This is a genomic window from Mangrovibacter sp. MFB070 (assembly GCF_000705335.1).
Lineage (GTDB): Bacteria > Pseudomonadota > Gammaproteobacteria > Enterobacterales > Enterobacteriaceae > Mangrovibacter > Mangrovibacter plantisponsor.
In genome coordinates this window covers 208,569-230,070 of record NZ_JJMI01000035.1, presented here as the reverse complement: position 1 = coordinate 230,070, position 21,502 = coordinate 208,569, and the positions used below count along the sequence as shown (strand labels likewise).

Genomic DNA, 21,502 nt, shown 5'->3' with positions numbered 1-21,502 from the left:
CCGCCTGTGAGGTTTAAATCATGCCCCAGTATGCCTTAACACTGGGGTAAGTCAGCTCAGGCAAACAGGGGAATTCATTGCCTGAACCGACACTCACCACCAGAGTGCCTGGCCAGAAAGTAACGCCGGGTAATTCATTGAGTAGCAGTGCTGCAAACAGCGCCGAAAAACAGGTGTAAAATAGGGCGCTGTATGCAGATTTATTCGCCTGTGAGCTATTTCCCCGGTAAAGCAGCTAAAGACCTGTTGCCTCAGACCAGAATGGTGTGGAACACGATTTCGCAAAAATCACGCAGCGGTTTGTCATCCTTCTCAACCCGCATTCGGAGCAATGCGCCTTCCCAACTGTTGAGAATAAATTGGGCAAGTTTGGCGGCAGGAAGGGGATTTGTGATTGCTCCTGACGCCTGAGCCTCTGCAATACAGGACTCAAATAGTTTACTCCACTCCGTGAAATTCACTGCCAGGGTATCGCGAATTGCCTCACTGTGATCGGCAACTTCAAGGCTCATGTTCCCCATCAGGCAGCCCCGGACAAAACCGGCTTCTGTGAACAATTTGATTCTTTGATCAAAATAGTTACTCAACCGCACCAGCGGGGGAACACTGGGATCTGCCAGCACTTCGCGCAAGGTGTGTAACCCCGACTTGAAGTAATAATCTACAACTTCCTGGCCAAAGACCTCTTTGCTTGCAAAGTGGTTATAAAAAGAGCCTTTAGGTACCTGAGCGGCATTGACAATCTCCTGGATACCCGTTGCTGAATAACCCGCTTCATGCAGCATTTTCACCCCGGCATTGAGCAGATTGCTCCGGGTAGCAACATTGGGTTTTGGCCCACGTTTGGCAGGTGTTGGTTGCGTATTCATTGCGTTATATACCCATAGTAAAAATGGCCAGTCACATTTCATTGCCTGCAGAACAGGCCTGCGGTCATTAAATAATTGTTTACCAGCTATTGTCTGGGCTGGTGCAGTGTTCTGGCCTGAGTAAAGTGCCGGAACGGAAACTGCCCCGCCGTTCAGATTAACCCTCTGTGTACCTTAAACGGTCTCAGAAGTGAGGTAATATAAACCATTTGGTCATTATTAGTCTGACCGACAAGTCTCTCTCCTGTCAAGCATGCTGAAAGACAATCTCAAGGCCGCCATTTCAAGTACAAAAAATCTACATTCTGGGTAGTTGACTTATTAAAGACGACCGGTCATATTAAAAAGAATCAGGGCAATACTGAGCCACCTGCTGCAATAACTGATGCTCCCGCGCTAAACCCTGGCGCTGACTTTAAATGAGGACCTTTGCATGTCTGCTTCATCACTTTTTACCCCTTTAAACCTTGGGCGCTACCGCCTGGAACATCGCGTTCTTATGGCTCCGCTTACTCGTATGCGTGCTGGAGAAGGGAATGTACCCAATGAACTGGCTCCGGAGTATTACAGCCAGCGCGCAACAAAAGGGGGGCTTATTTTTACTGAAGCCACTCAGGTTACTCCTTACGGCCAGGGGTATCCTTCAACACCTGGGATCCACTCTCAGGAACAAGTTGCAGGCTGGAAGAAGGTGACGGATGCAGTTCATGCGAAAGGCGGGCTGATTTTCATGCAACTGTGGCATGTCGGGCGTTCTTCGCATTCCAGTTTCCAGCCCGGTGGTGTGCTGCCGGTTGCGCCTTCAGCCATTGCCATTACCACTGAGAAGTCACTGACTCCTGAATGGCAGCAGGTACCGTATGAGGTTCCTCATGCGCTGGAGCTGAATGAAATACCCGGCATTATTGAAGCTTACCGCCAGGGGGCTCGTAATGCGCTTGCCGCAGGTTTTGACGGGGTGGAAGTTCATGGTGCAAATGGTTATCTGCTTGAGCAGTTCCTGCATGACCATTCGAATAAGCGCACTGACCTTTACGGCGGGTCTGTGGAAAACCGCGCAAGACTGCTCCTTGAGGTGACGCAGGCCGTTGCGGAGATCTGGGGGGCTGATCGCACCGGTGTTCGTTTGTCGCCATTCGGCACCTATAACGATGTAGGTGATTCAGACCCGATCGGCCTTTACAGCTATGTTCTGCCAGCGCTGAGTAAGCTGAATATTGCTTACTTGAGCATTATTGAAGCCCGTGGGGGCAGTGGAATGGAAATTGGTACCCCACAATCTGTTGATCAACTCCGCCCCTTCTGGCCTGGAACGCTGATCCTTGCTGGTGGATTTACAGGTGAAACCGCTGGTGAAGCGATTGAGGCGGGACGGGCAGATGCCATTGCGTTTGGCCGCCAGTTTATTGCTAACCCGGATCTCCCGGAGCGTATTCGGCAGGGATTACCGCTTAACCACTACGACCGCTCCACGTTTTATGGCGGTGGTGCTGAAGGCTATACAACGTACCCGAGATTTACTGACAAAGCCTGAGTTCAGGCGGGCTATTTTTATTCAGAAACAGGAGTGTAATATGAAAATCGCAGTTGTGGCTGCTACCGGGCGCGGTGGCAGCACCGCACTGGCTGAGCTCATCCGTCGCGGGCATGATGTTGTTGCTATTGCCCGCGATACCAGCAAATTCCCTGGTAATTTGCCTTCCACTGTGACCGTGGTAAAGGACGACCTGAGCGACATAGAGCGTCTTGCCGCTATTATTCGTGGTACAGATGCTGTTATCAGCGCCGTAGGTGCACCACGGGATAACGCTGGCGCGGATACCGATATCCTGGTCACGACTTCAGCACAGGTGATAGAGGCAGTCAGAAAAGCAGGGGTGCCCCGTTTGTTGGTGGTCGGTGGCTGCGGCTCGCTCTGGTACAAAGACGGGCTGAAAGTTGTCGATTCAGATGTCTGGCCGAAGTTCCTGGTGCCGATTGCTCTGTCGCATATGAAGCTACTAACGGCACTGAAAGCGTCAGCTGTTAACTGGACTTACATCAGCCCACCACTGATGATTGACCTTGGGGAACGTACCGGGCACTACCGTACCGGTAATGATGAACTGGTGATTGATGCACACGGGAAAAGCCAGATATCTTTCGAAGATTATGCGATTGCGCTGGTTGATGAGCTTGAAAACCCCAAACATGAACGCGCCCGTTTTAGCGTAGGTTCCTGATAGATCTTCACAACAGGCCAGCCGGTGTGAACCTGTATCTGCTGGTCTTTGTTCCTCATAAATGCAAGCAAGAGCACAAATAAAAATGTGCTCTTGTTTTGCTTGTCTGGTTTGTGTAGCAGCAGTACAGGCCTGAACAGGCGAGGAAGATAAAGAATGGGGGCTAATAGCCCCCAGAACAGTCAGTGCAAGTAACCGTAGATGACGGCTACCTGGTGGTAGTTATCACTACTTATTTTTTCGCTTTACGCGCTGCGGCTACCAGGCCATCAAGCCAGTCCTGGTGGCCATTGATCATTGGGTTTGGTTTGGTTGCATGTAAGTCAGCAGCCGGTTTCCCTTTTTGCGTTTCCTGCGTCAGGATACGCACGCGTCCCCCTTCCAGGTCTTCGACTAACCATGCGTGGTGCACATCCAGGCGGCTTTCAGTGCCTTCTTCGCCTGCCCAGCCATGCCAGGCCAGGCGGCCAGGTTGATTACCAGCTGGTGCAACACTTTCCTTGCATTGTGACTCTACCGGGAAGCCAAAGGTTTCGAAGTAAAAACGGTCGCCATTGCGCAGCTCTGGCCCTTTATTGTCGTAAAAGCGGACATTGGCAGAGTTGGTGTAGTAGGTTGGCCAGTGAGCCGGGGTCACCAGCAAAGGCCAGATATCGGCTGCACTCAGCCCGGCAACAATCACTTCATTAGACGCAAAGTTCTCGGTAAAGCCCGGGACAAAACCTTCTGGCCAAATAATCGCGTTCATCATTATGTCTTTACTCCTGAATTGTATTTCGCTGTGGCAATCCGGTAATAAGTACAGTGCAACAGGTAAATCTGTTTGCAGGCTGCATGCGGATGGCGCTCGGTGTTAGTTCGGGAGTAATAGTGCGTATTACTCTGTAATAAATCCAATTTTGATTTTTTATTTTTAATATAAACTGAATTGATATTATATAAAAAACATAGCGTTAAGCTGATTTTTGCTCACTGAGCAAAGGTGGGGATGTATGAAACCGGGTGTGGTCAGGCAGCGGATAAGTAAATAAGCTACCTGCATGTACAGCGTGAAAAAGCCGTTATCTGGCTGCCAGAATAATGTGGGGAAAGATGGCAGGCCCGAAAAGGCCTGCCGTGCAAGCATGTTACTCGTTCTCGGTCGCTGGTGTTTTCATCAAAAACGCGACCACGGCAGACAGCAGGCAACCGGCCATCAGGTAAATCGCCACACTGTGCCATGCGCCCTGAGAGAAGGTGACCAGAGCGGCAGCAATAAACGGCGTAAAGCCACCACCAACCACACTGGCAACCTGGTAGCCAACACCGGCGCCACTGTAGCGGTAGCTGGCACCAAACAGTTCGGTGAAGATAGGCTGCTGAACACACACCACCATATCATGCGCCAGGTTCGCCAGCAGCAGGGAACAAATGATAATACCGGCAACGGACTGCGCTTCCAGAGCCATGAAGAAAGGAAACGCACTTGCCGCGCCAATCAGAGCACCGGTTATATAAATCCGTTTACGGCCGTATTTGTCTGCCAGCAGGGCGAACAGCGGAATGGTGAAACAACTTAGCGCCCCCACACATAACCCAACACTCAAAAACAGTTCCCGGGGCATGCCCAGGTTGGTTGTGGAGTAATTCAGCGCGAAGGTGGTGACGATATACATTGTCAGCAATTCACACAGCCGCAGAGCGATAATCAGCAAAAAACTGCCTGGATGGCGGCGAATTGCTTCCATCACCGGTAACGTGCGGCGGGCAGAAGCCGGTTTTGCCACGGCCTGTTTTTCAAACTCGACAGACTCTTCCATGTCGTTACGAATACGCCAGGCGGCCAGTACCAGAACCACGCTGAACAGGAACGGAATGCGCCATCCCCATTCGAGGAACTGGCTGTCGTTGGTGAAATGGCTGATCAGGGAAACCAGGCCTGTCGAGAGCAATAACCCCACGCCATAACCTACCTGGACACCACTGCTATAAAAGGCTTTTTTGCCAGCAGGCGCGTTTTCTACAGACAGCAGCGCAGCGCCACCCCATTCACCACCGACGGCAAACCCCTGAACAGCACGCAGCAGCACCAGCAGGGCGGGAGCCCACCAGCCAATAGAACCAAATGACGGCAGTAAACCAATACAGGCGGTGGACAGGCCCATCAACCAGACAGTAAGCATGAGCATGCGTTTGCGGCCAAGTAAGTCGCCAAAATGCCCAAAAATAATACCGCCCAGCGGGCGAAACAGAAAGCCCACGCCGAAGGTGGCAAACGCTGCCAGAGTACCCATCGCCGGGCTTATTTGCGGGAAAAATTCATGGTTGAAGACCAGTGCCGCAGTAATGCCATAGAGTAAAAAGTCATACCAGTCCACCACTGCGCCTGCGAAACTCCCCCAGGCTGCACGCTTTGCGCGTGACAGTGCAATGGTGCGCTCTTCATAAGCAGAAGAGGCGAGTGTCGTATCCATAGTTATCCTGTCTTGTTACGTCATTTGTTGTTATTGGTTTTGAGCGGTACCGGAAATACTCACAAAGTTCACTGCCAAAAATAAGGCTTGCTTATGAGACTACCCTGACTCGATGTGAGAGAAAACAGTTTTAGCGAATAAATCCCGCCAGACGCCGGGTTTCTGTTACTGGCACGAATTAAAGCATTTTTTAAAGGCAGTAAAAGACAAATAAAAATAACGTGTGAGACAAAAAATTCAGCGTGTTTTAATGTAAAAGCTTCCACTTGCGGAGAAAATCGCCAAAATAGGCGCGGGTAGCAAAAAAGGCAAAACCTTGCACTGATTATGTCTACTCAACTCAGCAACTGGCTTGTATGATGTCGCCCTTTGCGGCGTAGTGGAACCGTTTTACCGGCAGGAGCTTTTACCTCGAAGGGCCATGTCGGGTGGTGTTTATCTGAATTGCCGGAAAAATCTCGAAAAAGTTGCTGAGTATGGTTAAATCACAGGTTCGTGTTTTGCCAGCTTCAGGCCGGTTATTGGGTGTTAAAGCATCATTATTCAGATGCGCACTAATAAGTTCTCTGTTTAAAGGGGATACAGATATGTCCGAAGCGCGAAAATGGCGGGCAAAAAAACGGTTTCTGTTTTCAGTTTTCCCATTATGCGTGTTCGTTGTTTTTTTGTGTGTTTTTTCCTGGGGATACCGGGCGGTTCAACAAAGAGTCATTGATGATAGTGCGGCTATTATTCTTAACCGTGTTTCGGAAGTGGCGGCAGAGTTTCGTAGCGCGTTAGATCATCTTAATGACAAATATAGCGGCGTGAGTTGTACCCAGGATGTTGTCAGGCAACTAAAAAATGATTTATGGAAATATGAGTTTATTCGTGAAATTGGTATCACGCACCATGGTTTGATGACCTGTACCTCGTCTGGCGCGGTACTTCCTCCTGCTCATGTACCGGTTCCCCAGGTGGTTACACAAATTGGCACCGGGTTAATGTTTAATAACTCGACCTTGTTGGGTAAGGGAATTGCCACAGATGTGATAACCCGTGGCGACATTGTGTTGTTCATTTCCCCCATGATGATGGAAACCATGGACCGCAATGTTCGTGAACATGGCCTGATGCTGTCGCTGGTGCAACAAGACACGGGCAAAGTTATTCGCCAGTCTGGTACGCTGCCGGCTGGCCGGTTACATGACAGGCTGGGCCTTAAGCGCAATGTGTATGGTATAGAACGCTGCGGGCCGCAGGGCAGTATTTGTGTGCGCATCAGTGCTGTGCTGAATGATGCGACAGATTTACCTGCCTGGGGCCAGGTTGCGCTGATTTGTACCGGGCTGGGAGCAGGTCTGGCGGCCAGTTATTTGCTGTTTTTCTACCGCCGCCGCCGGGTATCTATGGATGTTCGGCTGAAAAGAGCCATTCGCAATGAAAGCTTTTCGCTGGTCTACCAGCCGATTGTCCGCACGGTAACCGGTGAAATCGTGGGGTTTGAAGCACTGATACGCTGGCGAGATTCATTGCTGGGCGATGTCTCACCAGATACTTTTATTCCCCTGGCAGAACAGACCGGGCAGGCGCAGGCGATTACCCGGTTGGTTACGAAAATGGCCTTGCGGGAAATTAGCGATACGCTGAAAAAACATAATTTGTTCGTCAGCATTAATGTGATTCCGGATGATATTCGCGATGTCACGTTTATCGATTATCTGAGCGAATCGGTGAATATCGTGGGCCTGTCGCCACAGCAAGTGGTGCTGGAAATCACGGAACGGGCTAATGCATCTACAGACGATGTGGATAGTGGCATGCGTGTATTACGTAACCGTGGGTTCAATATCGCTATTGATGATTTTGGCACCGGCTATTCAAATATATCCTGGCTCACCAGCAATAATTACGACAAGATTAAAATCGATAAATTTATTACCAATGCCATCGGCACTGATTCTATCAATAACAAAACCTTGATGAACCTGATTGTGCTGTTGCGGGAAATAGAAAAAGACATTGTGTTTGAAGGTGTGGAGCACCGTTATCAGGTGCATTTTATCTCCCGCGAAATCCCGAAAGCCTTTTCCCAGGGCTGGTATTTTTATCGCCCGCTGGATAAAACCATGGCTGCGACAGTGGTTGCCAGCCATTAGCCCTGGTGGCTGTTCATGCCAGGTTTAACCGGCCGGGGCATGAACAAACCTGGTTAAACCTGGCGGATTATCTGCCTGGCGGCCGCCTGGTGTTTATTGATAAGTGCAGGAATATCCAGACCGGCAATTTCGCCATTGGTGACGCGCCATTCCCCGGCGACCATCACGCGGTCTGCCTGCTGTGCACCACACAATATCAGCGCGTCCAGGGGCGAATGGCTGCCGCTGAATGCCAGCCCTTGTGGGCGGAACAGTGCCAGGTCGGCCTGTTTGCCTGGTGCGATTTCACCAATATCTGTGCGGCCCAGCAAGCGGGCTGAGCCGGATGTTGCCCAGCCAATGACGCGTTCCGGGGTGATAACCTCGGCACCGTAGCGCAGGCGCTGCAAATACAGAGCCTGGCGTGCTTCGTACATCAGGTTGGATGCATCGTTAGATGCAGAACCATCCACTCCCAGGCCTACCGGGCTGCCTGCCTGTTCCAGGTCCACGGTGGGGCAAATCCCGGAAGCCAGGCGCATATTGGACACCGGGCAATGGCAAATCCCCACCTGAGCCGCACCCAGCCGGGCAATTTCTTGCTGGTCAAAATGAATGCCGTGCGCCAGCCAGACCCGGGAATTCAGCCAGCCCACATCTTCAAGGTAATCTACACAACGTTGCCCAAAGTGTGACAGGCAGTATTGGGTTTCGTCATCGGTTTCGCCAAGGTGGGTGTGCAGGCGTACATCCAGCACTTCTGCCTGGCGGGCAATTTCCTGCATTAATTCACGGGTAACCGAAAACGGGGAACAGGGAGCAAGGCCAATCTGGATACGCGCGCCCGGGCCGCGCTGGTGGTAGCGTTTAACTAACCGCAGGCTGTCTTCCAGAATGGTATCGCTGTCCTGAATGGTGTGGCGCGGTGGCAGGCCACCCTGATCCTCGCCCAGATTCATGGAACCGCGGGTGAGCAATGCGCGCATCCCTAACTGGTTAACGGCTTCAATTTGAATATCAATGGCAGATTCCAGCCCACCGGGGAATAAATAGTGGTGATCGCTCACGGTGGTACAACCGGAAAGGAGTAACTCCGCCATTGCCACCTGGCTTGCCAGCGCCAGTGCTTCTGGTGTCAGCCGCGCCCAAACCGGGTACAGCGTTTTCAGCCAGGGAAACAGGGGTTTGTTAACCACGGGTGCCCAGGCGCGGGTCAGGGTTTGGTAAAAGTGGTGGTGGGCATTAATTAACCCGGGCAGAACCACATGCTCGCGGGCATCAAACACGACATCGCAAGGGTGTGCGGGTTGGCCACCCGCCGGGATGACTTCATCAACCAGACTACCTTCCACCACGATACCACCGCGGCCATCACAATGAGCGGGAAGGGCAATTGCCAGTGGGTTTTTTAACCAGATACGTTGAGCGGCCATGAGTGGCTCCTGTCTGTATTCACGCGCAAAATACGCGCTGTTAAACAAAGGGTGAGCCAGCTCAGTTATGCCCTGTCTGCTGATCCAGGGGTTCAGGTGAACAGGGCGATATTAAAGTGTTTGCCAGAAAAGGCAAGCGAGGGCAGTAGCGCAACGACTCCTGTCATCATAATGGGCTATTTTGGTATTAACCGGTGGCATGATGTGCGGTTTATGTTTACTGTCCTGAATAAAGAGTGATTAAACAGGAGAGACAATGTCTGGTGAAACCAACCTGGAACGCCTGCTGGCTTCTGCGTCACCGCGCCATAACCCTGGCCGCTATGTTTTTTGCACGACAAATACGCTGCCTGAACAGTTAGCGACTCACGCAGTGGTTGTGGTGCGTGAACAGGAGGGCATTACGCTGGTATTACCGGAGGATATAGCCCGCGAATCTGGCTTCCCGTGCAACTATGTGGCCGCCTGGATAACCCTGGAAGTGCACTCATCTCTGGAGGCCGTTGGGCTGACGGCGGCGTTTTCGCAGGCGCTGGCCGCCCAGAAAATAAGCTGCAATGTGGTGGCCGGTTTCTATCACGACCACCTGTTTGTTGCCGCTGAAGATGCAGAGCGTGCGTTAAGTGTTCTGCAAAACTTAGGTAAAAGTACAACCTGTTAAAGGTATGAATAATGGGTTGGGAACTGGAATACCTTTTCTCCATTAACGCCTCACCATATTAATTTGCTGGGTAATAAACGCACTGCGGAAATATTCGCGCAGTGCCAGCATGGCAGGCGTGAACTCGGTATCGTTGCGCCAGGCCAGGCCAACCCCCATTGGGTGCACGTTATTCACCAGCGAGCGGGTTTCAATACGCCGCCCTTCCAAAGACCACGGGCGGTAAACCAGGTCAGACAATATTGCGATGCCTGAACCGTTGGCGACCATGCTGCGTACGGCTTCAACGGAACTGGTGCGCAATATAATATCCGGGCGAAACCCGGCTTCCTCCCAGTAGCGCATGGCGCTGTCTGCGGCTTCATCTACTGTCAGCATGATAAATGGCTCGCCAGCAACGTCTTCCAGCGTAACTTGTGATTTAGCACAGAGTGGGTGGTGCGAAGGCAACCACAAACGCCGGGTGGAGTTAAACAGCGTTTCTGCGTAGATATCCTGGTGGCGTAAGTTACCGGTCAGCACCAGTGCCATGTCCAGTGAGTGGTCCAGCAACCCCTGCTCAATATCCTGGCGCTCATACTCAAACAGTTGAATATCAATATGTGGGTAGTCCTGCGCCAGGCGCTGCAAATGGAAAGGTAGAAAATAACCAATAACTGTGTAACTGGCTGCCAGACGGAGGGTTCCCCGCACGCCGTTGTCGTTAACCGGCACACTGCGCACCGCGTTATCGACAGTTTGCAAAATGGTGTAGGCATGGTTGAGAAAGTGATTGCCGTGCTCGGTCAGCACCATGCCATGCACGGAGCGGGAAAACAGCTTTTTCCCCAACAGTTGCTCCAGTTCCTTAATCGCGCCCGTTACGGCAGATTGCGAAATGTTCAGGTGAACGGCGGCGAGTGAGATTTGCCCCATCTCTGCCGTGGCAACAAAATAACGAACCTGGCGCAAGGTTAGCATCAACATCTTCCTCTGTATTATGGGGGCGCACGGCTTAAAAGGCTGTGTGAGTTAAGCCTTCTGATTTTCTGATATTACGCCATCTAAAAATACTACTTTCCGAACGAAAATAAATACTCATATATTAAATAAACAACTCCTGCGATAAATAAGAAATATATATGATGAAAAGAGTAGACATTAACTCAGATATAGGTGAAAGCTTTGGCTCATGGGTGATTGGCGATGGTGTGGATGACGCATTAATGTCAGTTATCAGCTCTGCTAATATTGCCACTGGTTTTCATGCCGGTGATCCAAATATTATGCGCAAAACAATTGAGCAGGCGAAAATAAATAATGTTGCAATTGGCGCACACCCTGGGTTTCGTGATTTACAGGGGTTTGGGCGGCGCCATTTATCTATCCCTGCGAGTGAGTTAATCAACGATATTATTTACCAGTTAGGTGCGTTACGGGAATTTGCCAGTTTGTCTGGCTTGCCATTGCAGCATATAAAACCCCACGGTGCATTGTATATGCACCTGGCGCGTGATGAAGCTGCGGCGCAACAGTTTGTGGAAACATTACACCAACTGGACAGCAAACTCTGCCTGTACTGCATGGAAAATACCGCAGTCTGGCGTTCGGCGCAGCAACTTGGGCAGCCTGTGGTTACCGAGTTCTATGCAGACAGAGCCTATGATGATCAAGGCGTTATCGTTTTCACCCGCAATACCGGGCACCTGAAAGTGCAGGATATTGTCGATAAAGTTCTCCTGGCATGCCTTGAAGGGAAAGTGAAAACAGTAACCGATAATATTATCCCAATTAATTTTGATTCTATTTGTATTCATAGCGACACCCCTGGTGCTCTGGAAATTATTAGTGCGGTAAAAACGGCACTCATTCACCACGGTGTGGAAATTGCCTCCCCGAGTGCGGCGAAATAAATATAACCTGGAGAAAAATATGTCTGATTTTGAAGTGGTATCACCTCTGCCTGGTGTTTTTTATCGCCAGCCATCACCAGACGCCAAACCTTTTGTTGAACCCGGCCAGGTAGTGTCTGCAGATACGGTTATTGGCTTAATTGAAGTAATGAAACAATTTAGCGAAGTGTTTGCTGAAGTGGAAGGCACGATAACAGAAATAGCGATACAAAATGGTGATGCCATCGAGCCCGGGCAAACGATAGCCATAATAAAAACCGATAATGCATAACCACCCTGGAGGAAATATGGCAGGCAAAATAACAAAACTGCTGGTTGCTAACCGTGGGGAAATTGCTGTGCGTATTATTCGTGCAGCACAGGCATTGGGTATTCCTGTGGTTGCAGCCTGCAGTGAAGCAGATAAAGACAGCCTTGCGGCTCACCTGGCAGATGAAACCGTGATTATTGGCCCGGCGCAGGCAGCACAAAGCTATTTGAATATTAACGCGTTACTGAACGCAGCAACCCAAAGTGGCGCTAACGCCATTCACCCCGGGTACGGGTTTTTGTCTGAGAATGCACAGTTTGCAGAGCGCGTGGAACAGGCCGGGCTGATTTTTGTGGGGCCGGATGCGCAAACGATTCGTGTCATGGGAGATAAAGCCGCGGCCCGCCGCACAGCCGCTGAAGCTGGTGTCCCTGTGGTGCCGGGTTCACGAGTGCTGGAAACGGTCCAGGCAGCCCAGGCCCATGCTGCACAGATTGGTTACCCCTGCATGATAAAAGCGGCGGCTGGTGGTGGTGGCAGAGGCATTCGCGTGGTAGACAACGGCGACGCTCTCGCCAGGGAATTTCCCGTTGCACAAAGTGAATCCAAAGCGGCATTCGGTTCCAGCGCAGTATACCTGGAGCGGTTTATTGCCCGGGCCCGCCATGTTGAAGTGCAGATCCTGGGTGATGGCGAGCATGTCGTTCACCTGTTTGACCGGGAGTGTTCTCTGCAACGGCGGCGGCAAAAAATGTTCGAAGAAGCGCCTTCACCGGCGCTGAGTGACGAACAGCGAAAAACCTTGTGTGACAGTGCGCTGCAATTAGCCCGGCATTTGCGTTACCGGGGGGCAGGTACCCTGGAATACCTGTTTGATGAGGTGCGTGGCGAATTTTGCTTTATTGAAATGAACACCCGTATTCAGGTAGAGCACCCGGTAACGGAAATGGTTACGGGTGTGGATTTAGTACAGTGGATGTTACGCATTGCCAATGGTGAACCTCTGACGCTGGCGCAGGAGGATATCACTCTGCATGGCAGCGCCTGTGAAATGCGTATTAACGCCGAAGACCCGGACAAAAACTTCTTTCCCTGCCCGGGGGTGATTGACGGCGTGGTCTGGCCGGGTGGTGAAGGTGTACGCGTAGACAGCCATGTGTATAGCGGTTACCGCATTCCTCCCTGGTATGATTCTTTGCTGGCGAAAGTGATTACCTGGGGAGAGAACCGCCCGCAGGCCCTGGAGAGAGCCCGGCAGGCACTGGGTTCCCTGGAACTGCGCGGTGTGAAAAACACGGCTTCGCTACATAAATGGTTGCTGAGCCTTCCACAACTGGAAGCTGGCGAATTTACCACAACCACGCTCGAACAGTGGCTGGCGGAGCGCAACCAGAGTGCGTCCACGCCTGCCGGGGAGGTGCGCCGTTATGGCCAATAACCCAATTCGTTACTCATTTGGCGGCGATGAGCACCTTTTCGCCGAAATTGACCGGGAAATGTCTTTGCAGGCTTTTTTTCGGGGGCTGAAACTGACGCGGGCGCTGGAAGCCCTTCAGTTACCTGGCGTGCTGGATATTTGCCTGGCGAATGCCTCTTTTCAGGTGCGTTTTAACCCGGATGTCCTCGACCCTTATGTGCTGTTGGAACAACTGCAGGCACTGGAAGCAGGAAGCAGTGGGGAAGCCGACACCCTGGAAACCCGGATCATTGAGGTTCCGGTGTTTTACAACGACCCCTGGACACACGAAACGCTGATGCGCTTTCGTGACCGCCACCAGGCGCCGGAAGGCAGTGATCTGGATTACGCGGCAGAGATTAACGGGTTTGCAGACAGCGCAGAGTTCATTGCCGCTCACAGCAACACGCCCTGGTTTGTTTCGATGGTGGGGTTTGTTTCTGGCCTGCCATTTATGTACCAAATGGTGGAACGGCAAAAGCAGTTACAGGTGCCGAAATACCTGCGCCCACGCACCGATACCCCCGGGTTGTCTTTAGGCCATGGCGGGTGTTTCGGCTGCATTTACTCGGTGCGTGGCGCAGGTGGCTACCAGTTGTTTGGCATTACGCCAATGCCCATCTACGACCCGGCCCAACGGTTGGGGTATCTCAAACAGGACATGGTGTTTTTCAAAGCGGGGGACATTGTGCAGTTTCGCCCGGTGGACCGGGCAGCCTATGACGCACTGTGTGAAGAGGTTCAACGCGGCGAGTTCACGCCACGAATCCGTGAAGTGACTTTTGCGCTGGCAGATTTTCTTAACGACCCTCAAGGGTATCCTCAGCAACTAAAAAGGGGGCTGTATGGCCATTAATGTTATCAAGCCTGGCCTTGCCACCACAGTGCAGGATACCGGAAGGGAAGGGTACTACCACCTGGGGATACCGCCTTCTGGCGCGCTGGACCCCTATTCTATGCAGATGGCGAATATGCTGGTGGGCAACAACCCGGATGACGCCGTGCTGGAAATGACGCTGCTGGGCCCGGAATTGCAGTTTACTGAAAATACCCTGGTGGCCGTATGCGGTGCGGGCATGGTGCCCATGCTGGATAACCAGCCAGCCAACAGCAACACAGCCTTGCTTATCGCTGCCGGGCAGCGCCTGCGTTTTGCCCCGGCGCGCCAGGGTTGCCGGGCGTATCTGGCGGTAGCGGGCGGGATTGATGTTCCGCTGGTGTCAGGTAGCCGTTCAACTTATACGCTCGGTGCGCTGGGTGGTTACCAGGGCAGGCGCCTCGCCGCAGGGGATTCGTTGCCCGTGTTGCCAGTAACGGCGGGGCGCTTGCAGCTTGAAGGCAAAACAGTGCCGGAAGATTTACTTACGGCATTCCCGAAATCAGTCACATTGCGGATGCTGCCCGGGCTGTATATCCACCGCCTGACTGAAGCCGCCGTCGATAACTTTTTTGCCGATACCTGGCATGTCAGCACCGAAGCCGACCGAACCGGTTACCGGCTGAAAGGTGGCACACCGTTAACGTTTAAACCGGAAGAGCCACCTTTTGGCGCAGGCTCAGACCCTTCAAACATTGTTGATGCCTGTTACCCCATTGGCTCTGTGCAGGTGCCTGGCGGGCTGGAACCCATTGTCCTGCTGCGTGATGCCGTTTCTGGTGGCGGGTATATGACACTGGGTACGGTGATTAGCTGTGACCTGCCCATCCTTGGGCAATTACAGCCTAATCAACAGGTGCAGTTTATCCCTGTCACGCTGGAAGAGGCACTGGCTGCCCGCCGCGCATCACAACACCGGCTGGCTGAGCTTACTCAGGCGTTGCGTTAACCCTGCCCGGGGTGCAGGCCCCGCGGCATATATCACTGGTCTCTACTCGTATCAGGAGGTTGCTATGGCTTCAGCTCCACAATCCCGTGCTGTGCAAAATTCGGCAGAACCGGCACAGATGGGCAAATTGTCACTCACCATGGCATGGTGGGCGGTGTGTAGTGCAGTGTTTTACATTGTGGTGGGTGCATCGCTGGCGATGGCCTATGGCGCGGTTAACGCCATCATTGGTATGGTGCTTTCGGTTATCACCTATGGCCTGATTAACGGCGTTATCAGCCGTTTTGCCATTCGCAGTGGGTTATCTGTTGCTCAGTTTTCGCGCCGCCTGTTTGGCCAGTTAGGCGCGTCGCTTGCCACGCTGATATTTTTCTCCACGGCCATTTACTATGCCGTGTTTGAAGGCTCGGTGATTGCGTTTGCACTGAACCACCTGTACCCGGGGCTGGTGTACTGGGCTGCTGCTGCGCTGGTGGTGGTTTACAGTGTGCCGCTGATTTTTGGCAGTGTGCAGCACTGGCTGGATAAATTTAATGGCGTGCTGCTGCCGTTCTATTTGTTGGGTTTACTGGCAACGATTGTGATGTCGGTGGCGTTACACGGTTACCAGGCAAACTGGCTACAACTGGGGCCTGCCACGCCATCGCCCTGGGGCTGGTGGAACTGTTTCACGTCTTATATGGGTGTCTGGGTTTTGATGATGTACACCTTTGACTACGCGCGTTTTGGTAAAGAGGAAGACAGCCAGTACCACGCCCGTTTCAATTTTGGGATGCCGTTTTACCTGGTGACTTTCTTGCTCAATGGTATGGCGGGGATCTACCTCACCAGCACGTTTGCTGCCGGTACAGCATTAAATGAAACTTCGGTTGTAGTGGCAATTCTCAACCTGCTGGGGCTGGCCGGGCTGGGGTTTGTTTGGGTAACCCAAACCCGGATTAATACCGCGAACTATTACCTGGCAACGGTGAATATGCAGGTGTTTTTCCACAGCCTGTTTAAGGTGAAACTCCCCAAAGTGGTGTGGGCCTGTGTGGTGGGCGTGGTGGTCTATATTCTGATGCTGGCAGATGTGTTCGCCTGGTTGTTGCAGGCACTGGCGTACCAGGGGGTATTTGTGGTGGCCTGGGTGGGTGTTGCCCTTGCCGGCATAGCCCGCAATGTACAGGCCGAACGCGAAAATAGCGCCATCAACCTGACGGGCCTTGGCGCCTGGTTTATCAGCGTTGCGATTGGTATCGCATTAATGCACGCCACCCCATCTGTGGCGGCATTTTCAGCTCCGGTCACTTTTGTCTGTGCCTGTGGCTTGTATGCGCTGTTCAGCCTGTGGGCAGGAGCCCGGTTACCGGCAACCAAAGTGATTAATGACTGATTAGCGGTTTCACAGTGTGCCCACCTGAGTGTGGGCATGCTGCTACTCGCAGGCCAGGGAAGCGTTGTTTGCTAACCTGGATGAACCAGAAGTTGATACCTGGTGTATTCATCGGTGCAATGACATTACTGGATAACAGAGAATATCCTGACTGGCGGTTGTAGCCGATTCAAAAGAGATGAGCCTGTAGCCTCGCTGCATATAGAAGCGTATTGCTGGTAAGGAGGCATCCAGTGTTACTGAACCATATCGCTCCAGCACAGTTCTTTCCAGAAAATCCATCAGCAGTTTCCCGTACCCTTGCCGTTGGTATTGCGGCAGAACAAACAACCGGCCGATTTCATTTCCAGAGATACTTCCCGTTCCAACGACAATGCCATTGCTGGAAAGAATATATATCTCTCTGTTTTTAATTGATTGTTGTACTTTTTCTGGCGCGTGGTGTTCGAGAAAAAAACGTACAACGCCCGCCGGATAATACTTTGGGTAAATGGTGTTGATGGTTGTATTAATAACCGATAGCACTTGCCTGAAATCTTGCTCTTGCGCGTGTTCAATTTTCAAAGGAACCACCTGCACCGAATTAATCACCCTCGTGAGCCGGAAAAGGACATGCACACTTGGGTGAAAACACTTACTTAAATAAACTGAATTTCCCGGTAAATTCTTTAAGTATATCGGTGTCGCCAAACATGCAGACCCCGAAATACTCCAGCGCTTGTTCTGGTGTTTCTGATGTGGCGTGTAACTGTGCTGCCGAAGAGCCAACGATCATTGTGTCTGTAAAATCAGTAAACGGGATATCACGCTGAAGCAGTTCTTCGCGAACTTTCCTGATTTTATTGGAGTTGTCTGCTTTAAGGACAATAAAAGGAAAGTGAGAAATGGCAGGGTGAATGCCACCATCTTTGTCTTTATATTGCAAGAAGCACAAGCTTTCCGGGTTATTGATATGCGCGACAAGCCCCGCCGTCATATGGCCGAGCGCGTTATATAAACGGCCCATTTCAACCTTTTTATTTAATACTGCAATAAAGCGTTTTGTGTTTTCATCGGGCAGGGTGGATAACTCTGTCATAAATGTCCTTTTCTTACTCACATAAGCTCATTTCCCGGTGGATAAACCACAGCCCTGCCAGTTAACGATTCAGGTTTGTTCTGTTTATACCGGGTTGAGAGAAATCATACTCTGCCGGGCAGAGAGTATTCAACGTATGGTACTACACGTAGATAACCGCCATACCCCTCAAGAATCACCGGACTGGCAACACTGGAAACAACGCTACGGGCCGGAAGGCCTGAATTTGTCCAGAGGCCTGCATTTCAGCGATGAAACCCATGCATTACAGGCCGCGGTGGCAGGGCATGGCGCGGTCATTGCCAGTGAATTGCTGGTGGGGGATTTAATCAACAGGGGAATGCTGGTTGCGCCTTACGCCGGTTCTTTACCCGGGGCAAATTATTACCTGGTGGCTTTGGAAGAGATGGCATTCCGGGCAGAGGTTGTTGCGCTGCGCGAGTGGATACAGAGCAGGGTGCAGTTATAACGCAGGCTGGTGGGGAAGCATTGTCAAAACATAACAGGATATTGGCGTAACATAATCACTGCTTTGTTATAAAATATCTTATGGAAGTCTCACAGCATTAACTCCGCTAACTGTATGGTTACCGGAGTTAATAATTATCCCCAGTCTGAATGGTGTCTGTTATTTGTCAGTGGCATCAGCCGTGAGGTGATTATAATTCAGGAGGGTATTTATCACTACCTTTTATTCATCAGTGACATTCAGTTCTTTTTTCCTTAATTCGTCAACTATGCTAAACATAGAGGTAAACAAAGAGTCATCTCTTTTAGCCCAGAAAGTATCAAGATCATCACCGCCCCAAATTGCATGGGTATGGCAGATAAACTCGAGTAAACCTGTACTGTGAGGAATAAAGTCGATAAACTTCTCAGTATTGATGTCAATTATTTTTTGATAGAATAAGATTACTTTACAGTGGCAGTTTTTAATATTATAAAGCGACAGAAATTCATTGAGATGAGATCGCAGTAAGGGAATGTTTGACAAGTCTGAAATACGGTGGTGATATAGAAAAATGAAGTTCCTCACACCTCGGTATTTTAGTTGGCGGTAAATACGGCGTTTGAATGCACGCAAATCTTCTTTCACCCTGAGTGGGTCATGGTGGGAGAACTCAAACCCCAGCATGTGTCGAGGACTGTATTGCCCGGCACAGTCTTTATAGTATGTTGAACGTACCACGAAGTGGTCACCATCCGGGAAGGGTTGTAACTGGTCTTTCTCCAGAAGATGCCGGTAACAGTCCTTCTCCATCTGCAGGATGTACTCTATATTGGAACGGCCAGAGGAAAACACTGAGCTGAACGATTTTCGGTTATGCCTGCTCAGAATATCATCTGCAAGGCAGTTTTCACCAATAGAGATCCATAATGTATCAGATTTAAAATTACGTCTGTTTTGCCACTTCTTACTGATATTACTAATACTCCGTTTTATAGACCGGAGGTTACTTTTTATTTGTTGATGAGTGATTATGTTTTTCATTGCTTTTACCATCCCCCTTTCTCTATGAGATTACAATGATGGTTCTGTAGCACCACAAAGTAGTTGGCGTATTTACAACGGGCATACACTTCCATGGAAAATATTTTCTCCATGTTTTATGCAAAATGATTCACTGGTGGTAAATATCATATTAAGCAAGTTAACTGCGTTGCCAATTATATCTTTCTTTAAAAAGACTACTGGAGTAGATGTTTTTTATAATTCAAAAAAATAATTGCGAATAGAAAATGAATGTTTTGTATCAAAATGATTCTAGTCCTCATGTTTATCAGGGTAAACATGAGGTTTTTCTTAAAACAGTGATTTATTGATTCAGTGACTCATGATGGCGTGCGGTTCTTTCCTTTGTATTGATTGCCACCCCATGAATATTTACCAGTAAGCAGGTGCCGGGTTACTTGTTTTGTGAGTGTTGAAGATTGTTACGGGCAGTAGTTACGTAGTGCGTTGTTTTTAGTAAATTTGCGGGCCCGGTTCCAGTCCTGAGCTTGCTGCCTGTCTCCATTCCCGGTACGCTTTTTTCCGCACCTGCAAATTCAGGTGCCAGGATTGGCATCCTGCATCACCCTTGTTGGCAACATAGTTATAAATTACTATGTTGCGCGCACGGTTACACCTCAATGGCGGGCCGGGCGGGGGCACCGTAAGGTGCGCCGGGGTCCAACAAGGCCGGTTATGCCAACCCTGTTCGGTTCCGCCACCCGTGAAATTGGCATTTCCGGTGGCGGGAAAAATCAATTCCTTGTTGGAGGTGCCCTGTGGCAACAATCCTCACTCCTGGCAGCCATTTGCTGTCTGTTCCGTTCAGTGCTGCAACTGATTTCACCGAACTGGCCACTTACTGCGAGCATTTTGCTCAGACCATGCTGGAAAGCGATGATCCTGCATTGAAAATGGCGTTGCTTGCCCGGCTGAATGCAGCACTTGCGCTGTTGCGCCCAACCCTGGATGACCCAATTCCCCCGCATCTTCTTGAGCAGTTTGTGGTAGATGTCCTGCCCGATGCCCCGGTTTTCGAGCCTGGCCCGGAGTTGTTGTGTGACTACTGCCTTGCGCTGACTCAGGTGCTTACTTTGCAGGGGTTACCACCTGAAACCGGTAAATCCCTGGCCGGGTTGCTGGCCGAGTTAGTGTGGCACTTTGCGGGCAACCTGAAAGCGCCGCGCTGGGAAACGCTTCCGGCTTGTGGGTTGTAAACGGGGGAACAGAGAACCCGTTCTGAATATGAAGTAGCAGGTTAAGCCAGGTGTGCGTTCCGCACCTGGCTTTTTTGTGTGCGGCCGGGTATCAGGCGTGGCTGTGCAGGGTATTTTGCTTTCAGGTGGCCGGGTTACCGGTTTTTTTCAGCCTCAAAGCATTCATCACCCTGTTCGTGGGTGTCGCCTGTTTACTATCCAGCTATTGCCAGTGGTTTGCTTTCACTGCAGGCGGTGAATAACAGCTCACGCAACCAGCGCTGTGCGCTGTCGCGGTGGGTGCGCTCATGCCAGACAGCGGTTTTGGTAAAACCCGGTACGGCAAGTGGCGGTTCCATTACCACCAGGCCAGGCACACCATTAACCAGGCGGTGGGGGAGAATTGCCACCATATCGCTGGCGCGCAGGATCTCTGGCACAATCAAAAAGCTTTTAACAGATAGCGTGACGTTACGCTGTTTCCCCAACGCTTTCAGTGCGTCGTCTGTTACCCCACTAAACTGGCCTCCGGCATAAGACACCAGAGCACTATCCAGAGCACAGAAGTCTTCCAGTGCCAGCGTATTTCCTTTCGCGAGCACCGGGTGGCCTTCCCTCACTACGCAAACATAATGTTCCTGAAACAGATTCCGTGCGTGCAGGTTGGGCAAGGCCGCTTCAGGTGTCACCAGCGCCAGGTCAATTTCCCCTTGCTCGAGTTGTACTGGCAGCAAAGCGTCATCAACCGGCACCAGAGACACCTGAATAAATGGTGCCTGGCGCTTTAATGCCTGAAGAAAAGGCACTGCAACAGCCCGCAGCGCATAATCTGTCGCGGCAATAGAAAAGGTTTGGTGTGCGGTGGCAGGGTCGAAAATGGGAGGCTGTAATAATGCGCCAAGTTCACTCATTATTTGCTTGAGCGGCATAGCCAGGTCCAGCGCCCGTTGGGTGGGCACAATACCGCGCTGGGAACGGACAAACAGCGGGTCGTCGAACGTTGCCCGCAGGCGTGTCAGCATGGCACTCATGGCGGGTTGGGTAACCCCCAGCTTGCTGGCCGCTCTGGTGACATGGCGTTCGTCCAGTAATGCGTCCAGGGACTTAAGCAGATTGAAATCCAGCGCTTTAATATCTTTCATATCTATCAATTCTGTAAAATTAATCAACTCTGTTGATATC

General features: G+C 51.1%; 21 protein-coding genes. 12 read left to right on the top strand and 9 right to left on the bottom strand.

What is annotated here, in order from left to right; genetic code table 11:
- Positions 1–251: 251 nt before the first annotated feature.
- Positions 252–869, bottom strand: a complete 618-nt coding sequence (locus DT73_RS17965; RefSeq protein WP_036112667.1) for a TetR/AcrR family transcriptional regulator — start codon at positions 867–869, stop codon at positions 252–254.
- Positions 870–1,302: 433 nt separating this feature from the next.
- On the opposite strand from DT73_RS17965, the gene DT73_RS17960 reads away from it, so the two are divergent.
- Both DT73_RS17960 and DT73_RS17955 read left to right on the top strand, forming a co-directional pair.
- A complete protein-coding gene (locus DT73_RS17960) occupies positions 1,303–2,403 on the top strand; it encodes an alkene reductase (protein WP_036112488.1) in 1,101 nt (366 codons plus the stop codon).
- Between the two features lie 40 nt (positions 2,404–2,443).
- Positions 2,444–3,091: an NAD(P)-dependent oxidoreductase gene (locus DT73_RS17955; protein WP_036112486.1), complete on the top strand. Its 648-nt coding sequence runs from the start codon at positions 2,444–2,446 to the stop codon at positions 3,089–3,091.
- A gap of 232 nt (positions 3,092–3,323) precedes the next feature.
- On the opposite strand, the gene DT73_RS17950 is transcribed toward DT73_RS17955, so the two are convergent.
- Together DT73_RS17950 and shiA are read right to left on the bottom strand one after the other, a co-directional pair.
- Entirely contained in the window at positions 3,324–3,839 is a 516-nt protein-coding gene (locus tag DT73_RS17950; RefSeq protein ID WP_036112665.1) for a polyketide cyclase, read from the bottom strand.
- A 379-nt stretch (positions 3,840–4,218) separates the two neighbouring features.
- On the bottom strand, positions 4,219–5,544 hold the full coding sequence (shiA, locus tag DT73_RS17940) for a shikimate transporter (RefSeq protein ID WP_036112480.1): 1,326 nt from the start codon (positions 5,542–5,544) through the stop codon (positions 4,219–4,221).
- A gap of 587 nt (positions 5,545–6,131) precedes the next feature.
- Between shiA and DT73_RS25210 the strand changes: the two genes are divergently transcribed.
- Positions 6,132–7,682, top strand: coding sequence for an EAL domain-containing protein (locus DT73_RS25210; RefSeq protein WP_160173980.1), 1,551 nt, complete (start codon positions 6,132–6,134; stop codon positions 7,680–7,682).
- 53 nt (positions 7,683–7,735) lie between these two features.
- Here DT73_RS25210 and DT73_RS17930 read toward each other — a convergent pair whose 3' ends face one another.
- Complete coding sequence (locus tag DT73_RS17930) at positions 7,736–9,094, bottom strand: 8-oxoguanine deaminase (RefSeq protein WP_036112476.1); 1,359 nt, start codon at positions 9,092–9,094, stop codon at positions 7,736–7,738.
- Positions 9,095–9,350: 256 nt separating this feature from the next.
- Between DT73_RS17930 and DT73_RS17925 the strand changes: the two genes are divergently transcribed.
- A complete protein-coding gene (locus tag DT73_RS17925; protein ID WP_036112464.1) occupies positions 9,351–9,755 on the top strand; it encodes an ACT domain-containing protein in 405 nt (134 codons plus the stop codon).
- Positions 9,756–9,797: 42 nt separating this feature from the next.
- Here DT73_RS17925 and DT73_RS17920 read toward each other — a convergent pair whose 3' ends face one another.
- Positions 9,798–10,715, bottom strand: a complete 918-nt coding sequence (locus DT73_RS17920) for a LysR family transcriptional regulator (protein WP_036112461.1) — start codon at positions 10,713–10,715, stop codon at positions 9,798–9,800.
- Positions 10,716–10,876: 161 nt separating this feature from the next.
- Between DT73_RS17920 and DT73_RS17915 the strand changes: the two genes are divergently transcribed.
- The 6 genes from DT73_RS17915 to DT73_RS17890 all read left to right on the top strand — a co-directional run bounded on the left by DT73_RS17915 (position 10,877) and on the right by DT73_RS17890 (position 16,554).
- Entirely contained in the window at positions 10,877–11,647 is a 771-nt protein-coding gene (locus DT73_RS17915) for a 5-oxoprolinase subunit PxpA (protein ID WP_200874803.1), read from the top strand.
- Between the two features lie 19 nt (positions 11,648–11,666).
- Complete coding sequence (locus tag DT73_RS17910; RefSeq protein ID WP_036112460.1) at positions 11,667–11,918, top strand: acetyl-CoA carboxylase; 252 nt, start codon at positions 11,667–11,669, stop codon at positions 11,916–11,918.
- 16 nt (positions 11,919–11,934) lie between these two features.
- Positions 11,935–13,335, top strand: coding sequence for an acetyl-CoA carboxylase biotin carboxylase subunit (locus tag DT73_RS17905; RefSeq protein ID WP_036112457.1), 1,401 nt, complete (start codon positions 11,935–11,937; stop codon positions 13,333–13,335).
- Complete coding sequence (locus DT73_RS17900) at positions 13,325–14,209, top strand: allophanate hydrolase subunit 1 (protein ID WP_036112454.1); 885 nt, start codon at positions 13,325–13,327, stop codon at positions 14,207–14,209. The genes DT73_RS17905 and DT73_RS17900 overlap by 11 nt, the downstream gene beginning before the upstream one ends.
- Positions 14,199–15,179: a biotin-dependent carboxyltransferase family protein gene (locus DT73_RS17895; protein WP_036112451.1), complete on the top strand. Its 981-nt coding sequence runs from the start codon at positions 14,199–14,201 to the stop codon at positions 15,177–15,179. The genes DT73_RS17900 and DT73_RS17895 overlap by 11 nt, the downstream gene beginning before the upstream one ends.
- A 64-nt stretch (positions 15,180–15,243) precedes the next feature.
- The gene (locus tag DT73_RS17890; RefSeq protein WP_036112449.1) at positions 15,244–16,554 is read left to right on the top strand and encodes a cytosine permease; all 1,311 of its coding nucleotides are present in this window, start codon (positions 15,244–15,246) and stop codon (positions 16,552–16,554) included.
- 108 nt (positions 16,555–16,662) lie between these two features.
- Here DT73_RS17890 and DT73_RS17885 read toward each other — a convergent pair whose 3' ends face one another.
- Together DT73_RS17885 and DT73_RS17880 are read right to left on the bottom strand one after the other, a co-directional pair.
- A complete protein-coding gene (locus tag DT73_RS17885; protein WP_036112656.1) occupies positions 16,663–17,118 on the bottom strand; it encodes a GNAT family N-acetyltransferase in 456 nt (151 codons plus the stop codon).
- A gap of 70 nt (positions 17,119–17,188) precedes the next feature.
- Positions 17,189–17,632 (bottom strand): DUF2000 domain-containing protein, encoded by a 444-nt coding sequence (locus tag DT73_RS17880; RefSeq protein ID WP_036112446.1) that lies wholly within the window; start codon positions 17,630–17,632, stop codon positions 17,189–17,191.
- A gap of 136 nt (positions 17,633–17,768) precedes the next feature.
- Here DT73_RS17880 and DT73_RS17875 point away from each other — a divergent pair, with 136 nt between their 5' ends.
- Positions 17,769–18,101: a LysR substrate-binding domain-containing protein gene (locus DT73_RS17875; protein WP_051691453.1), complete on the top strand. Its 333-nt coding sequence runs from the start codon at positions 17,769–17,771 to the stop codon at positions 18,099–18,101.
- A gap of 222 nt (positions 18,102–18,323) precedes the next feature.
- Here DT73_RS17875 and DT73_RS17870 read toward each other — a convergent pair whose 3' ends face one another.
- A complete protein-coding gene (locus DT73_RS17870; RefSeq protein WP_235234535.1) occupies positions 18,324–19,136 on the bottom strand; it encodes a DUF1796 family putative cysteine peptidase in 813 nt (270 codons plus the stop codon).
- Positions 19,137–19,903: 767 nt separating this feature from the next.
- On the opposite strand from DT73_RS17870, the gene DT73_RS17865 reads away from it, so the two are divergent.
- Positions 19,904–20,341 (top strand): hypothetical protein, encoded by a 438-nt coding sequence (locus tag DT73_RS17865; protein ID WP_036112442.1) that lies wholly within the window; start codon positions 19,904–19,906, stop codon positions 20,339–20,341.
- Between the two features lie 194 nt (positions 20,342–20,535).
- Here the strand turns inward: DT73_RS17865 and DT73_RS17860 are convergent, their stop codons facing one another.
- Positions 20,536–21,462, bottom strand: a complete 927-nt coding sequence (locus DT73_RS17860; protein WP_036112439.1) for a LysR family transcriptional regulator — start codon at positions 21,460–21,462, stop codon at positions 20,536–20,538.
- Positions 21,463–21,502: the final 40 nt, after the last annotated feature.